This window comes from Criblamydia sequanensis CRIB-18, assembly GCF_000750955.1.
Taxonomy (GTDB): Bacteria; Chlamydiota; Chlamydiia; order Chlamydiales; family Criblamydiaceae; genus Criblamydia; species Criblamydia sequanensis.
Genome location: NZ_CCEJ010000007.1, coordinates 22,560 through 39,269 on the forward strand (window position 1 = coordinate 22,560; position 16,710 = coordinate 39,269).

Annotated in this window: 11 protein-coding genes and 2 tRNA genes; 5 read left to right on the plus strand and 8 right to left on the minus strand. The window is 36.3% G+C overall.

All coding sequences use genetic code 11. The features are described 5' to 3' along the window. Positions 1-263: 263 nt before the first annotated feature. The 4 genes from CSEC_RS07230 to CSEC_RS07245 form a co-directional block, all read right to left on the minus strand. Complete coding sequence (locus CSEC_RS07230; protein ID WP_041017797.1) at positions 264-1,583, minus strand: hypothetical protein; 1,320 nt, start codon at positions 1,581-1,583, stop codon at positions 264-266. Positions 1,584-1,874: 291 nt separating this feature from the next. Further along, positions 1,875-2,456, minus strand: coding sequence for a hypothetical protein (locus tag CSEC_RS07235; RefSeq protein WP_041017798.1), 582 nt, complete (start codon positions 2,454-2,456; stop codon positions 1,875-1,877). Further along, entirely contained in the window at positions 2,437-2,982 is a 546-nt protein-coding gene (locus tag CSEC_RS07240) for a hypothetical protein (protein ID WP_154017656.1), read from the minus strand. The genes CSEC_RS07235 and CSEC_RS07240 overlap by 20 nt, the downstream gene beginning before the upstream one ends. A gap of 2 nt (positions 2,983-2,984) precedes the next feature. Beyond that, positions 2,985-8,432, minus strand: a complete 5,448-nt coding sequence (locus CSEC_RS07245; RefSeq protein WP_041017800.1) for an RHS repeat-associated core domain-containing protein — start codon at positions 8,430-8,432, stop codon at positions 2,985-2,987. 598 nt (positions 8,433-9,030) lie between these two features. Here CSEC_RS07245 and CSEC_RS07250 point away from each other — a divergent pair. Then, positions 9,031-9,705 (plus strand): hypothetical protein, encoded by a 675-nt coding sequence (locus CSEC_RS07250; RefSeq protein ID WP_041017801.1) that lies wholly within the window; start codon positions 9,031-9,033, stop codon positions 9,703-9,705. 45 nt (positions 9,706-9,750) lie between these two features. Here the strand turns inward: CSEC_RS07250 and CSEC_RS07255 are convergent, their stop codons facing one another. Then, complete coding sequence (locus tag CSEC_RS07255) at positions 9,751-9,999, minus strand: hypothetical protein (RefSeq protein WP_041017802.1); 249 nt, start codon at positions 9,997-9,999, stop codon at positions 9,751-9,753. 579 nt (positions 10,000-10,578) lie between these two features. Here CSEC_RS07255 and CSEC_RS13370 point away from each other — a divergent pair. Together CSEC_RS13370 and CSEC_RS07265 are read left to right on the plus strand one after the other, a co-directional pair. After that, positions 10,579-11,730: a hypothetical protein gene (locus CSEC_RS13370; RefSeq protein WP_202593697.1), complete on the plus strand. Its 1,152-nt coding sequence runs from the start codon at positions 10,579-10,581 to the stop codon at positions 11,728-11,730. Positions 11,731-11,755: 25 nt separating this feature from the next. After that, entirely contained in the window at positions 11,756-12,724 is a 969-nt protein-coding gene (locus CSEC_RS07265) for an Lpg1974 family pore-forming outer membrane protein (protein WP_041017803.1), read from the plus strand. 564 nt (positions 12,725-13,288) lie between these two features. Here the strand turns inward: CSEC_RS07265 and CSEC_RS07270 are convergent. After that, complete coding sequence (locus CSEC_RS07270; protein WP_154017657.1) at positions 13,289-14,068, minus strand: hypothetical protein; 780 nt, start codon at positions 14,066-14,068, stop codon at positions 13,289-13,291. 277 nt (positions 14,069-14,345) lie between these two features. Between CSEC_RS07270 and CSEC_RS13130 the strand changes: the two genes are divergently transcribed. Beyond that, a tRNA-Thr gene (locus CSEC_RS13130) sits at positions 14,346-14,424 on the plus strand. A gap of 356 nt (positions 14,425-14,780) precedes the next feature. Here the strand turns inward: CSEC_RS13130 and CSEC_RS07275 are convergent. Further along, positions 14,781-14,853, minus strand: a tRNA-Thr gene (locus tag CSEC_RS07275). Between the two features lie 61 nt (positions 14,854-14,914). Here CSEC_RS07275 and CSEC_RS07280 point away from each other — a divergent pair. Then, entirely contained in the window at positions 14,915-15,232 is a 318-nt protein-coding gene (locus tag CSEC_RS07280) for a DMT family transporter (RefSeq protein ID WP_041017929.1), read from the plus strand. 48 nt (positions 15,233-15,280) lie between these two features. On the opposite strand, the gene CSEC_RS07285 is transcribed toward CSEC_RS07280, so the two are convergent. Next, complete coding sequence (locus CSEC_RS07285) at positions 15,281-16,687, minus strand: NAD-dependent succinate-semialdehyde dehydrogenase (protein WP_053331883.1); 1,407 nt, start codon at positions 16,685-16,687, stop codon at positions 15,281-15,283. Positions 16,688-16,710: the final 23 nt, after the last annotated feature.

The window sequence follows — 16,710 nt, forward strand, 5'->3', positions numbered from 1 at the left end:
ATGTCAATTTTTCATTGAAAATTCATTTAAAAATCCATAGCATCAATCGTTTTTTTTTAAAAATAGATATTGCGGTGGTATAAGTGACCAATTTTTTAAAAATTTTCTCTAGTTTTTCTTTGAACTTTTGCTCCAAACGATACAAGCTAGTCGCTATAGTCATCACACCTTAATAAGGGGATCCAAACAGCAACTTTGTGCAGTACCAATAATTTTCTCCAATAGCTTTATACTTCCAAAATACTTAGTTTTTTTTGGGGAAACTACGTTTCAGAAGTAAAATAAACAATAGAATACCAGAAACTATAAAAAACATAAATACCTGCCAATTCCAAAAAATGAATGGAATCAAATATGAAGTTTTTTATACCTGTAGCAGCTTTCTTAAATAGAGTTAATGGAGGAGTGTTTTTAAAGGTATTTTGAGCCTCTTGGTATAATTCTTTTGCGTAGAGGACTCTATCGTGCATATTTGAATCTTCAGCACTTGGAATATGGTGATAATAAGTAATGGTATCATCACTAAGGACCACGCTCTCCATACTTTCATCATAGTAGGGAACATCCCCAACAAAATAGTTCTTTTTTCTAAAAAGCATTCGCAATTTTATGCCATTCGCTGAAAAAGGATAGTCTTTTAAATATGGTTTAAGTGTTTCATTGTTATTCAAAGAAGCGAGTAGCTTTTCAGTTGCCAATAGTATAAGAGCTCTGGCTTCCTCGCAATCTACAGGATAAAAATATGTGCATTTAGTACGAATTTCAGATATTTCAGAAGGCGCGTCCCCAGCTACCATCCATCCAATAGACCGAAAAAACAAGTTATATTTCTCTTTCATTTCTTTTTCGAAAGAAGTTAAAATTCGATGTAACTCGTCTTCAAATTCCTTCGGGTGATGAATGGCAGGATTTATGATGGGGTTTACAGCATTAAGTTTAACAGCGTCTTCAAAAGATTCTTCAATTTTACTATAAACAATATTTTTAAAATCTGAAATATCACTAAATGGATCTGTTGCAGCATATCGAAGATGCAGCTTTTTGACACCGCTTGCATCTTCCTTAGAGTAATAAGAATACACGCTTTCAATACTACCATCGTCATAGCTCCAATTAGGTGAATGTAAAAAGCTAATATCAACTCCCAAAACGTCTGGATTTAAAGATGATTTGTTAAAATAAGAAAGCATGATTGGGTCTGCATGAACGGCTTCTGAGAGTCTGAAAATTACTGCTAATACAAGCGCTCTCGCTTCTTCAAGTGTTGCGCGGCGATAAGCATAAAATTCGGGTTTATCACTAAAAAATTTATGTGTAAAACCTCCTTCTACCCATTTTAAACCAAATTCCTCTTCAATTTGCTTTCCAAAAGCTCTTTGAAATTCCTTGATATGGTTCTTATATTGTGTCTCATTGAACTCTTTAGAAATATCTAATTGAATTTCCGCGCAAAAAGCAGGGCAAAGGCTTGTTATCAAAGCAATGACAATAAAAATAATCATTTTTTTAGAAGTTCTTGTGATGGGTCTGATTTTATCCATTAATCGATCATTTTTTGATATTTTTTTATGATGTTCTGACATTTTATCTTTCAAGTCTCTTTGATCAAAAGCTTCAAATACTAAGAAAACCTTATTAATTCGTTTTAATATTAATGATTAAATGTCTCTATGGTAGGAGCCTCTTAATATGAATAACAGAAACTTCAAACTTTGGTGCCGTCTTTTTTTGTAGGTTGATAAGATGCCATCTTAAACCTCTTGTTAGTATGTAAGTTATTATTTCAGTGCACCGCGAGCAATGAATCTAGCTTGTTTAAAGTATTTAATTCAACCTTCTCTTCAGCGACGCTTACTCTCAAATCAACCCGTTCCTTAAAAAGAGCTCTCATCATTATATTGCTTCAGTTTCTCTAAAGCTTCCTCATATGTTTCTTCTTCTGTGGTATAGAATGGTGCTATTGGATTGGCTTCATCATTTGTATGAAAAAGTAATTTACCGTACAGCGAGCTTGCTACACATAGATTAGGATAAAAAACCCTTTGATTTTGAGAATCTCTTATATATATCGTAATATCTATATTTTTTGGAGTGAAAGGATAATTTTCCAAATAGGGCCTTATTTCCTCGTTGTTATTTATTTCTTCTAAGAAAAGATCTGTTAGTTCAATTAGGAGCTTTCTTAGTTCATTTTTATTTAAAATGCCTTTGTGCTGAAATTCCATAGACAGTTTTTTAACATTGTACATCAGGCTTCCACCTGACCCAATACATTTTAATCCATATGTATGTAAAATTTTCGCTTCAAAATCTTTTCTAATGTTACCTGTAATATGGAGGTAGTCGTTTTCCTGACTGCGTGCCTTAGGGGGCAAGAAAAATTGTAAAAATACTAAAAGTGATGCAATGGTTTTGAACATAAATTTTTTTGTTTTGCTAGGATGAGGGCACTTCATTACATTGCTTTAACTTCTCTAAAGCTTCCTCATAAGTTTCTTTTTCTGTGGTATAGAATGGTGCTATTGGATTAGCTTCGTCAACTGTTTTAAAACGTATTGTTCCATATGAAGATTCAGCAATACATATATTTGGGTAAAAAATTTCCTGCTTATGTAAATCTATTAAATAAATGGTTATATCTACATTTTTTGGTGTAAAAGGATAATTTTCCAAATAGGGTCTTATTTCTTCATTGCTATTTATATCTTCTAGATATTGACTTGTGAGTTCGATTAAAAGTTTTCTAAGATCATTTTTATTTAAAACCCCTTTATGCTGAAATGCCAACTCCAATGATTTAACATTGTACATAAGGTATCCACCACTTCCAATACATCTTAGATGGTATTTTTTTAAAATTTTATCTTCAAAATTTTTTTCTATTCTCGCTACAACGTAGATATAATTTTTTTCCAAGGGTAATTGCGACATTAGTTTTGGAATTGTTAAAATAAAAAAAAATGCTGTTACGATCTTTATCATCATTAATGTCCTATAAATTTAGTTGCATGATTATAAATGACGTTTTTATATGTTACGCTTCTAAAAGAATGATCTTGGAAACCTCCGGCTAGTGATTCTAGAAACTTAATGGTTCCTTGTTTAACTGCCATATCAAAGCCTGGATTATCCAACATAGTTACAATATCTGAATCAACTAGATAATGAAACACGTTTGCACATAAATAACGATCAATATAAGCTGCAGGTGCAATAGCTACAATTAGAATTCTATTTCTTAATTCTTCAGGGTATTCTATGAGAGCATTACGTGTATGGATAGCACCTTGACTGTGGCAATAATGAAGAATGTAGCCATCCGGCCCAATTTCATCAAATTTTTGATCCCAAAGCTCACGTAGCTTTAATGATGGTTCTGTGCATTCATAATTAAGATTTATGTAGCTTTCAGTTAAATCATTCAAAACTCCATGACTGCAATTATAAACTGCATCAACTCGATGATCTCTTGAAAAAGTAGAAATATATTTCGCTGTTTTAACGGCGTAGTCATAAGTATTATTTATACCGTTAACAAACGTAATGGCTTTTTTGTCTAGTTTTTTGCCTTTTACAGAATAGGCTCGAGACCAAACTCCATTCATTCTTGCAATTTTAGATGGATCCCCTCTGCAAGAATAATAATAAAGCTCTTTTTCAAAGTTTCGATAGGTTAGTTTAGGTATTTGTGTCGCCACTTGAGTCGGAACGTTAGTATGCGCTTGATTAGAAACTTTCGGACATGGATTTTTTAAATGATACTCTAAACCATAATTGTTTAAGCCATTCATTCCAAAAAAGCCGTAGGCGTCAAAATGGGTCAAGGGCTGGTTTTTAACGTAGGCATAAAGGTTGGGCCCATCAGCATCACCAAGAGGATCTTTCGTAATCCACCGGCCATCTTCGGGGTTGTAATAACGTCTTCCAAAGAAAATAAGGCCTGTCTCAGGATCCAATCTTTTACTTGAATATCCCCAAGGGAGGTTCTTTAATTTAGAGCTTGTAAATTTCTGTTCTCCAAAAGCGCTATAATCAATTTGACAGCAGACTTTTCCTGTTTTTATATCCACAAGACAAGTGATGCAACCATTGTGATCATTTATCACCGCATAGGTAAGACCTTGCATTTCTATAGCAATGGTAGCGCGAATTTCAGCGGCTAAGCCTTGACCTAAAACTCGGAAAGATATGGTTTGATTATTCTTATCAAAAGAGCCGATTTCATTATTCGATGCATAAAGATATTTTTCAAAAGTCTCATTGCCGTACTCTTCAATGACCGTTTTTGAAAGCCTTCTATTAAATGAATCATAGAGGTAAGACACTTCAATTTTATCCGTTTTAAAGCGAGTAAGTCTTCCCAGCGCATCATAGCTATAGGATTTGGAATCCTCATTTGAATATTGGTGTATGAGATTTCCATCATCATCGTAAGAATAAGATTGTTCATCTTTTGAGATAATTTGGTTTAACTCATTTACTTCGTAAAATTCTTCATTTTTTTGTAAGCGATTGTTAAATCCGTCATAGCTATAGTTATTTGTAAACGTTCCTTTTTCCGCACTCAGCTGATATAAGCCATCGTACGAAAAATGAGAAAGGTGAGGGCCCGAACTATCTATTAAGTTTCGTTCGATGACATTCCCGGCTTTGTCATAGATAAGATTTTCCGACCATACAGGTGTGGATATCTCTGAGACCCGCCCTATTTTGTCGTACGAGAAAGAGGTTTCAAGATTAGGGTAAGAGGCGTTTAATAACCTCCCTGATAGATCATATCCATTAAGAGAATAATGATAGGTTTCATTCATCTCAGGTGAATATCTAACAATCTCTTTTAGATTCTTAGCTTCGTAGGTATAACCAACGGAGGATCCATCAGGTAGAGTTATCGTTAAAATGTTACCCAAAGAGTCATAAGTGTAGGAAAGGGACAATCCATTGCCTAGTGTTTCTTTCACTAACTGATTGTCGGTATTATATTCTCTAAAAGTGAACGTTTTCATGATAAGATCTTCAACACTAATTACATTATCTAAGAGGTCATGTTGAAAGATATAATGAATAGATCCATCGGTTGATTTTAACTCTTTAGCCCTTCCTAACTCATCATAAGTATAAACAAGAGAAACCCCGCTTGGCTTAGTAACAGCCTCTTTAAGCCCTTTAGTATTGAAGTGAACTTGCGTCTTTTTTCGTTGATCAGATTGAGAGGATTCGACAACCGAAATTAATTTACCTGATAAATCATAGGTTTTTTCTGTTGTATTAGATTTGGTCTCTTTTCCTAAATAACTTGTTTCTATGGTCTTTACAATATTTCCAAGGCCATCATAAACATATTCTTTTTTTGAAAGTTTTTCATTTAAAGCATTATACTTTTCAAAAATGGCATCTTTACCAAGAGCATTCTTTTCAATCCTATGGATATTCCCGAGGGCATCTGTAATTTCAACGAGTAAAACTCTTTGGCCATGCTCATTTTGATAAGTATAGTTATAAGAAGTGAGTGTTTTATCACCTTCTGCTGTTATAACTTCAACGATCTCTCCAAACAAATTGTAAGAGGTTTGTATGATTTCAGCTCCCTTCTCCCCCCAAGAAATGTCTTTAATTTTTCTGCCGAGCGCATCGTATTCATAATTCTTTTTATATAGAATTTCGCCTTCTAACGTTTCTATTCGTTCTTCAATGACACGATCTAAAAGATCGTATTCTTTATAAGAACAAGTTGCCTTTGATTCATCTGCAAAAGTAACGGTTTTATATAAGCGTCCTAAATTGTCATACTCATAAATTTCCTTGAAGAGGCCTCTTTTCTTAAAAGAAAGCCTTCCTGCAAAATCATATTCATATTGAGTTTCTATGCCGAGACAATCAGTTTCAGAGATCAAATGAAAGGCGTTATATTTTGATGAAGACTCTTTTATTTTATTTCCTGATGAGTCATAAAAAGTCTTTTTCAATGGCCTGCCAAAATAATCACTATCAAGAATGATCAAATTGCCAAGCTGATCTATGGATTTAACTAAGGTACCGTCGAGTGCATACTCATTCCTCTCTTCTGTTCCATCCGCATTTATTCGATGGTAAGGGGACTGGCGTATGGTATTTTTAGTGATAGTTTCGCCCCCTATGGCATCAATTGTTCTACATACTCCATCTAAAGTGTCATATTCAGTAATAGTAGTAGGTCTAAATAGGATGCCGTCTTTGCCAACAATCGCAGGAAGCTCTGTTTTAACTAGTCGGCCAAGGTCATCATAAGTGTAATCCGTTCGATTTCCAAAATGATCCGTTTCACCAATTTTCTGAGAGGCTTTATCATAATAAAAGTTTCTTGAAACACTAAAACCTTCTCCATTAGAAATTTCTTCCTTGACAAGTCTATTACAAAAATCATAGGTGTAGGTGGTTGTATTTTTAGGAAGGGGGCCTGATTTAGATATTAAATTTTTGAATTCGTCATAAACATAATTTATAGTATGTCCAAGAGCATCTATTTCTTTGATTAGATTGCCTTGAGAGTCATACTCCCAGCTTCTTGATAAAATGTATGAACCTTCTCCGTCGAAAAGCTCTTCTTTAATAAGTTGTCCTTCAAGAGAATAAGTATTTACCGTTTTTCTAAGAAGTTTGTTTTCATTTTTTGAAAAATCAAAAGATAGATATTCGATTTCCTTAGGAAGGCCTCTTGGGTAAACTAGGTTGGGGTGTGTGATTGTTATATGCCTTTCAGACGCGTCTTGTAAGTTATCAACCTCTTGAGAGGAGCCGTTATCTTTTGTTTCTTTAATTAAAAAGCCGCTTTCATCATATTCAAAAAAGGAACGCTGTACAATTTTATTACCGACGTAAACAAGTTGGCTTTTGTAATTTGAGGACTCAGGATAGTAGCTATAGACTATTCTTTTTCTACTGTCTGATTCTTCTATTATATTATTAAACCCGTCAGCGCTGTATTGATAGCTTTTTTCATACACCTCTACGCCGCTTCTTTTAGGGATGCCATACCCATCAAACTCAACAGGCAAAAAATTCCCGCCCGTTAAATTTCCATATAAACAAACTTTAGTTACATTCCCGACGTTATCATAAAGATACTGCGTAAATTTTTTGCAGAATTGGAACTCATCGACCACTCCAAATCCAACCAAGTGGCCATTCTGATAAAATGAACCGGTTTTACCAAAATTTGTGATGTTCTTACGGTAAAGTTTAAACTCACCCGATCTTTTTACGAGGTATTCTTCTATGCATTCCAAGTGGGAATCATTATATCGATAAATACTTTTTCGACCTAAAGCATCATTGACTTGAGTGTAGCCGGCACTTATGCCGTTTTGAGATAAGTTATCAACGCTATAAGAAAATGAATAAGCTTTGCAAGGTTCTCCTGATAGCCCAAGCGGCCTTATGATTTCTTTTACCCTGGCAAAACGATAATCAGGTTTCGATGTCAACGTCCCGGTATTTTTTTTGTCTTTATACTTATAGTAGCTTATTTCTGTGAAACGTTCAGGGGAAACGGATTTTTTTATGATATGATTTACTTTAAGATCATCAAGTGTCTTAAAGTTTTCATAGGTATAATTAACTGTGGGACCAAAATCACTTTCAACGGAGGTTATAAAACCCCCTTTTAAATTCTGCAAGCAGTCAAAGTAAGTTAAATTCAATCGAACCCTTTTACCGGTGGGGGAATAAATATTGATTGCATTTTTCTCTCTATTGATTGCGACGGATGCTAAATGCTCTTTTTGGGGACTAACAAGGGTGACCTCCGAAACTAAACTCGAGCTGTCATAGCCATAAATGTATCTAAATCGATTGGCTTTATTATAAGCTGATAAAAGATACGCTTTATTTTTTTGAAGTTTATATTCATAGGAATCTCCCGATCCGGTTTTTAAGGTCCAACCGTTATCGAAATTACAGAGATTGTTTCCTAAGTTTGTTTTTCCACTTGGAAAGTTGGCTGACCCGTTTGTTAAACCCTTTTTCCACATAGAGGGATCAATTTTAAAATTCTTATCAGAGGGTGACTCATAGTTAACAATTGTTCCTGTGCCACTAGATACCACAAGAGTTGTTTTGTCCTTATCTTTAATGCCGTTTCTTCCTTGAACATATTGAGACTCACACACAACCCCTGAATGATTTAAATTCCATCCCCAGCTCAAATTTCCCACCCCACAGTGTGAGCTTGAACAGTTTCTTTGAATAACGAAAGGTTCTATTCCTGGAATAACAAGATCTGCCTCGACTTCGAAATAATCGCCGCTGACAGCATTAACACATCCTCCAACCACAGCAGAAGGGAGTCCTTCAAAATTAATTAGTGATTTTTGTTGAACAGTGTCATTCTCTTTAGCTTCAGAAAAAAGGGTCGTAGAAAAAAAGGTCAATAAAGATAGCAAAATGAATTTCATGAACGAGCCATTGATGTAGAGCAGTTTGCGTTGTTTAAAAAAAAGAAGTCCGGACTTATAAAGAATTATAATTTTAATTCACAGATTAAAATTAATTTTAGACTTGATAATTCTATGTATAGAATTAAAATTTAGATGTTTATGAAATTAAAAAAGATTTCGATATTGTAAATGCCCTTCCAAATAGTAAAAGGGATCCAAAAACGGATTTTTCATCATTTATATAGTGTTTAGAGAGCAATTTTAAAATAAATATTTTTTTGAAAATTCTAAAACCGAATTTTACATCTAGTTTATTGAGTTCGGAGAACAGAGGCTAAATTAGACTAAGTGTGGAAACGATTCGTCTAATTTTAGAAGTTATAATTTTCTTGATAGTTTTAGGTAACAAATATTTTTAATTAAAAATCTACATGAAGATCTAGGTGAATTTTCAACGGCTTAGGTTCATGCCGATCTTTAATGTTGTTAGGGGTGTTATTAAACATTACCTTTATTATTTTTTAAAATTAGGTAGATAATTGTTTTTATTTGAATAAAACTATTAATATAGATAATATTGTTTGTCTTTATAAAGATTAAAAATAATAAGGGTTTTATGAATTTACAAGGTATTTTTTCTACATTAACATTCAAAGAGGTGTCTGATGCTTGCAAAAAGCATCTCACTCGTGATTTAGATAAAGATAAAAAGACTTTAACTGCCCTTAATGGAAGAATTAGCCACAATAATTTTTGTAGAGATTTGAGACACCTTGTGGAATTGACCCATACTGTTATCCTTATGGTCTCCGCAGGCCCTTTCTTATTTGGGTCAGCAGTGGCCATATGCTTACCTTTAGTTCAAGCAGAAAAAGCTTTTAAAGCATGTAAATACAAATTAGCCGGCTACGTTGCAGCGTCAACGACCTTAATCGGATTAGAAATTGTTGCTGTTGCCGCTATTGCAAGTGTTACTTTTCCTATAGCTAGAATTTATAATTCGACCCTAAAAAAGGTTCGATCTTGTTTAAAGACAGATTTATCATACACAGACGAGAAAAAAGTTTATACAATTCAAAAATACATTGGACCAAAGGCTGAAGCTGTCAATTATCACTGGAAAGAGAAATATTTGCCTTGCCTATTGATAATTTTTGCTCTTTTTTCAGAAGGCTCAAAATTTGCTGATGCCCTGCCAAACGAATTACAGCTTAAAATTTTAGATCTAAGCATGCCTTTTGCTTTGGAAATTTTGAATATCGCATGCCAGGAAAAAGCAAGCTCCATTTAAATCTAAAGCCTTCTAATGAAAGTGAAGCTTTGCTTTGAGCGAGCTTTACTTTCTTTTTAAGAGTCCATTACAGGAATGAAGGGCCGTCAGACTCTTGCCTTCTGATTCTGCTATAAGGTATACCGCCGCTTTTTTTTTTTTAAAACTAAAAGCAGTAATCGTATTTACTACATTTTCATCCCTTAATTCAGAGGGTTCTGAAAAAAAGAAACCAGGTACTTCCGCAATTTTTCGTTCAGCTTCTCCAATTATTGGAGCATCTTCAACCTTTGCATGTCGAGTGATTAGATTCATTTTTTCTCTTAAAAATTTTTAACTCTGTCGCATTATTTGGATACGGTTTTCCTTACAGTTTATCATAATCGATACTTTTAGTACTAACCCGCATGATTTTTGAATGGAGCTGTAATTGTTATCTATAAAAAATGGCTTTATAAATCAATCAAGAGCGAAAAAATAGGCTCTTACATTCATGCAATTACTAAACGTTCGGTATGGAATGAAAAGACCTTTAAGAATCCCGTTTCAAAAAAAATAATTAGGTTTTTTCTGTAACATTCCTAATGATTTGAAATTGAGGAAACTAAATTAAAAATTGTAAAAAAATATTGTTTATATTTGCAGGTCTGGATAGGGTGTTGTCGAATTTAGATGTTATTTTTGGTTTTATCAATTTTGCTATAAATAGCTGATTAAATGAACTTGGCTGTCATAAGTTTTTAGTGAATTTTTTCCTTTAAAAATTGTGTTTACCCGAAGGAAGGTAAATGCTCTTGAAGCATCAAAATTTCCAGAGGTAATAAAATTGAGACGATTAATCGCTTGGTATATGCGATGCGAATTAAAGATTATTAAATTATCAAAAGGAAATTTATGATTTGGCGTGTACTTATCTTAGCTCTGACATCGATTCTTCCGCTTTCTGCAGTCCAAGAGAATGGAAAAGATGCAAGCGTAAACTTAATTCAGGACAAAATGCTTTGTACCGGGTGTACAAGTTGTTCTCCAAGGCCTACGGTAGCTGAAGTTTTGCAGGCCATCCAAGTAGCCCTAAATAACAATATTCTTCTTTTTCCCCAGGTGGAGCCTCTTGTTATATCAGTCCTCCAACAAATTATAACTGACGGAGGAATCGGCGTTGTCGGTCCGGCAGGTCCCGCAGGTCCGGCAGGTCCCGCAGGTCCGGCAGGTCCCGCAGGTCCGGCAGGTCCCGCAGGTCCGGCAGGTCCCGCAGGTCCGGCAGGTCCCGCAGGTCCGGCAGGTCCCGCAGGTCCGGCAGGTCCCGCAGGTCCGGCAGGTCCCGCAGGTCCGGCAGGTCCCGCAGGTCCGGCAGGTCCCGCAGGTCCGGCAGGTCCCGCAGGTCCGGCAGGTCCCGCAGGTCCGGCAGGTCCCGCAGGTCCGGCAGGTCCCGCAGGTCCGGCAGGTCCCGCAGGTCCGGCAGGTCCCGCAGGTCCGGCAGGTCCCGCAGGTCCGGCAGGTCCCGCAGGTCCGGCAGGTCCCGCAGGTCCGGCAGGTCCCGCAGGTCCGGCAGGTCCCGCAGGTCCGGCAGGTCCCGCAGGTCCGGCAGGCCCCGCAGGCCCTGCAGGAGGTATCCTTGATTTTGCTGACTTTTATGCTCTAATGCCACCGGACAATGCGGCTACAGTTGCAGCAGGCGGGGACGTTGATTTCCCACAGGATGGACCAATTGGCGGAGGCGGAATTTTTCGTACCGGAAGCGATACATTTAATTTAACTGACATCGGCACCTATCAAGTTTTTTTCCAGGTTAGTGTAACCGAAGCCGGACAGTTGGTTTTGACTCTAGATTCAGGCGGTGGCGCTGTTGAGCTTGCCTATACAGTGGTGGGTAGAGCAACGGGCACTTCTCAGATCGTTGGAATGGCTATTGTACAAACCTCGGTAGTCAACTCAATTCTTACAGTACGCAACCCAGCATCGGAGTCTACAGCCTTAACCATAACCCCACTTGCTGGCGGTACAGAGTCTGTTTCTGCGCATCTTGTAATAACAAGAATTCAATAGCCACTAAATATAGGAAAAAATTTTTATGATTTCACTAAAAAAAATAAACTTTCTCTTAGCTCTAGTGGTGACAAATTCAGTTGGATGTGCCTTTGGAGACTATTATAATTATTCAGATTGCCAGGATAATAATAATTGTTATTCGTGCGAGCCTTGCCAACCTGCTTGTTGCGGAAGAGGTTACATAGGCATTGAGCTATTATATTGGAGGGCCTTTAATAGCGGTTTTGATGTATGTATTCCAGGTGATGTTTCAACTGTTGTAACACCGCAAGGAACCGTCATTACAGATACCTCCGGAAGATGGATAGAACCGGATTATAAATGGAAACCCGGATTTCGGATTGGGGCATTTTATGAATTTGGCGATTGTCCTGTATTTGTCGGTTCGTTATGGTCCCATTTACGTTCGCATTCAGATGGTTCGAGAAACGAAAATTCAATTCGATGGGATGTCGATTATGATGTGTTAGATCTAATCGTAGGCTATGATTATGATCTGAATTCATGTGTCGGCTTAAGGCCTTATGCCGGCTTGCGATATGCTAGGATTGATCAAAAAATACAATTGGATGGATTTTCTTTAGAAACAGCCCTCGTAGAGGATTTTTTTCTTATCGATGTTAATAATAGGCAAGATTTTACAGGAATAGGACCTTTAATCGGAATTGAAGGCGACGTAGGTATAGGATGTGGTTTTAGTGTATATGCCAATCTTTCTGTAGCCTGTCTGTATGGAAATTTTAAAGTTCACTTTCATGAATTTGAACAAACTATTGATACAATCAGCTTTTGTAATGCAAGAAGAAATCAGGACGCTAGCATAGCCGTAGCTGATGCTGGGGTAGGTATCCGTTGGGAAACCTGTTATTGCAATACCCAGCTTATACTGCAACTTGGGTTAGAACATCATCGCTACTATGACTATAACAGATTATGTCATGGTGATTTAAGCTTTGACGGGGTGAATTTCTCTATCGGTATAGAGTATTAATCATCTCTAGTCCAAAAGCTTTGAATTAAGAGCTTTTGGACTAGATCTTCGCATTACGAATGCCACACACCTCTAAACTGACAGCAAAGAACCACACTTAACAGTCTTGTTCTTTGAGGGATGCAATTTTAGCATTGTTGTAGCTTTTTGTCCATTTCAGAATCTTTCAGAAGCTTAATGTGATAATAGCAACGCTTCGCCGAAAAATATCAAATGAATCATGGCTTGTATGTCTACTTTTATGCATTTTTACATTCGGTATAGGACTTGTTTTATATCAATGTTTTCGAAAAAAGATCTTGCACAAGTTCTGCACCATCATTCCGGCAGCATTACAGATAACATCAACCTAAACCATAGTGAATATGTTACAGAGAACATAAATCTTAGATTGAACAAGTTCTAAGGTATTTGTCATCTTTATCTTTATTCCTCTCAATCCTTTTGATCTGTAGAAAATCCTTATATTGTTCTTCGGTAATCAGCCAAAATTTAAGCTACAATTCATTAAAGCATTGACATTCTCGTTACTAAAGGATGTATCACTTTTTGCATGTTTTAAGGTTAATATTTAGGACCCCATCTCTCAGGAATTTTATATCCCTTCAAAGTTGCTGGAGTTGAAGGTGGTTTTCCGAACACCTTTTCATATTGAGATCTCGTGTAATAATTAAATGAATCACGCTCATCGGAATATTTCCATTGCCATCTTACACTTACTTTTCCACAAAATACTCCACCAAGAAGGACTGCAAGATTGCGAAAGAAATCCCTTATGGCACAGCAAATCCGTGTTATTATGTTTGTGACTTTTCGTGAATAATTTTTTTCAAATAAATCATCTATAACAGAAACAACTTCTTTTCTTGTAATACGTTCTTCCTGATTGAATTCATAATTATTTGCCATTAATTCAATTGCTCGAGAAGCTAATGCTTCTATGTCTATTGATCCTTTATAGCCTTCAGCATAAATATACCGCCCTCCAAAGAAAGAAATATCTTCTTTAACCTTTTTTACAATAGATGCAAATTCAATAAAGTTAGAACTTGATGATAACGCTGTTTTTAATTCGATTGTCATAACTCTATTTTTTTGTAAGACGGGATTTTTTTCATAAGATTCATTTGGCTTTGCGGATGAATTACAATGAGTTATTTTTTTTGGAGTAGAAACTCTCTTTATTGCAGCATTTCTAAATTTGGGATTAGAGAAAGCTGTCCTGAAATTACCTGAGTTATCTAATGCCGATGCATTATTTGGATCGAAATTATCAAAGCTTTCATCGAAAAATGTACGATCAAAAACAAAATAAGAAGGCTTAGTATTTGTAGGAATTGTCATATAAAACCTCAAAACGATTAATAAAAAAAAACTTTCAAAGCCATCTACAATAACGAAAATTATAAATGAAACTGTATGGAAAATAACAAAAAACAATAAAAAAATAATTTTTTGATAATTAAACCTTTTGACTTAGATCATTTTAAAACATTTTTTATATTATAGCTGCCTGAAAGACGGTGCAATGGCTGTGCAATGACTCACCATTTCGGCCATGCAAAACCAATATGATCCGATAGGATTTTAAGAAAAATCCCGTTAACATACTACTCAAAGCGGCTGGATAATATTGGATTGGGTAAACTTCTTCCGCATTCGTAATGCGGAGGTCGCGGGTTCGATCCCTGCTTCAGGCAATCCTCTTTTTCCTAGGCAACTGAAATATTATCTCCTATGTCACCCTTTTCTCTAAAAAATTCTTTCCTGTCAGGATTTCCAAAAAACTAGGAGCTCTAAAAACTGTCTAACGTAAGATATTGTCTTGAGTCTTAATCAAAAATTATTCTTAAGGTTGATGCAAAAATGAAGTATTTCTATACGAACTTCAGAAGCCTAATATGAACGTCCCCAATAGAGCTGAAAAAGCCTTAAAATTGACTGGAACTTTCTATTTAAGATTGGTACAAAAAAAGGGCAAGGCCACTTCATTTCAGTAATGGGTAAAACGAAAGTGAAACCCTTCTAAATTATTCAATCTAGAGGGGTTATGGATTGCCTGAAGCAGGAGTCGAACCCGCGACCTCCGCATTACGAATGCGCTGCTCTACCAACTGAGCTATTCAGGCTTTTAGTGGAATTTTATTCAATTTTAAGGTTATTTTTGTAGTCCTAAAATGCGGGTGGTCTATGTCTTGGGTTTATCTTTTCTTAGCCGGAATACTTGAAATCGTCTGGGCTTATTTTTTAAAGAAAGTAGATGGTTTTTCCAAACCATTTTCACTTGCCATTATGATTTTGGCCATGATCTTAAGCTTTTGGCTATTGAATTTGTCTTTAAGGACTTTACCTCTAGGGCTCGCTTATGCTGTTTGGACAGGCATTGGCATTGCCGGAACCGTGATTGTAGGCATTCTTTTTTTAGGTGAAGAATTCGATATTTTAAAGATTGTCTGCATAGCCATGATCCTTGTCGGCATCTTTGGCCTAAAATTATTAACGCCCTAGTTGTTTTCCGAAGGTTAATTGAAAATCTACAAAAGAATAAGGGGGGTCTTAAACCCTTATTGATAGGTATTTCTCGGTCAAATATTCATAAATGCCGTTTGGGCCGCCTTCCCGGCCAAGTCCTGATAGTTGAATGCCTCCAAAAGATGCGTAGGAGGCGCTTGGCAAACCATCATTAATCCCGATAATGCCATAGTGAAGCGCTTCAGAGATTGAAAAAACGCGAGATAAATCGTTTGTAAAAACATAAGCTGCCAAACCAAAGTTTCCTTTATTTGCAAGACCGATCGCTTGCATTTCGTCTTTAAAGGGAGTGATGGGTACTAAGGGTCCAAACGTTTCTTCATTAAAAATGGTCATAGTATCATCGACCGGATAAAGAATGGAGGGAGATAAAAAACCGGATTTTTGATACACGCATTTAGCCCCTTTTTTCATCGCCTCTTCTTTTTGAGATTTTACTTTTTTAATAGAGAGGGGATGAAGAGTTGTGCTGATATCCGTATCCTTATTTAGAGGAGAGCCTTCTTTTAAACGATTTAATTCTTTAATAAGAAGTTTTGTAAAAGGTTCAATAAGAGATTCATGAACAAGGATGCGATTCGCTGCAACGCAAGTTTGACCCGTATTCCTAAATTTTGCGACCATAAGTTCAGCTACCGCTTTTTTTAAATCTGCGTCTTCAAAAATAATAAACGGGGCATTCCCGCCAAGCTCTAAAGTCACTTTTTTTAAAGTAAGAGCAGCTTTGGAGTAGAGTTTTTTACCTACCTCAACACTTCCTGTAAAACTTAGTTTTTTAATCTCAAACGATTCTAAAAGAGCCTTCCCGATTTCAACTTCATCTCCAATTAAAACAGAAAAAGCGCTTGGCGAAACGCCAGAGTCCAAGCAAGCTTTTTGTAAAAGCAGTGTCGATAGAGGAACTTCAGGGCTTGGTTTTAAAATAATAGGACAGCCGGCAGCAAGGGCAGCTGCGACCTTTCTTGCCGGCATAGCTAAAGGAAAGTTCCAGGGCGTAATTAAAGCCGTCGGGCCAATTGGCTCATAGCGAATAAAGCATCGCTTTTCATTTTTTGAGGAAGGGACTTCCAGGCCATACACTCTTTCAGCTTCCCCTGCAAACCAATCAAAAAAAGAAGCGGCGTAGTCCACCTCAGCTTCCCCTTCAGTGATAGGTTTTCCCATCTCTTCTGCCATAACCTTAGCAAGAAGTGTTTTATGGCTTTTTAAAAGGGATGAAGTTTTCCTTAAGCTTCCAGATCTTGAATAAACGTTAATGTCTTTCCAATTTGAGGAAGCTGATGTCTTGATTGATCGTAAAATGTTTTTTTTAGAGATAGGGAAAACCTGAGGCTTTGAGTTTTTATTGAGTAAGGGGGTTTTCCCTTTCTCCATTTTTCCATCGATAACACTTGCAATCCATTTAGCTTTGGCAAGTTCTATAAGCCCCATAAAAAACCTTTTATTTTCATATT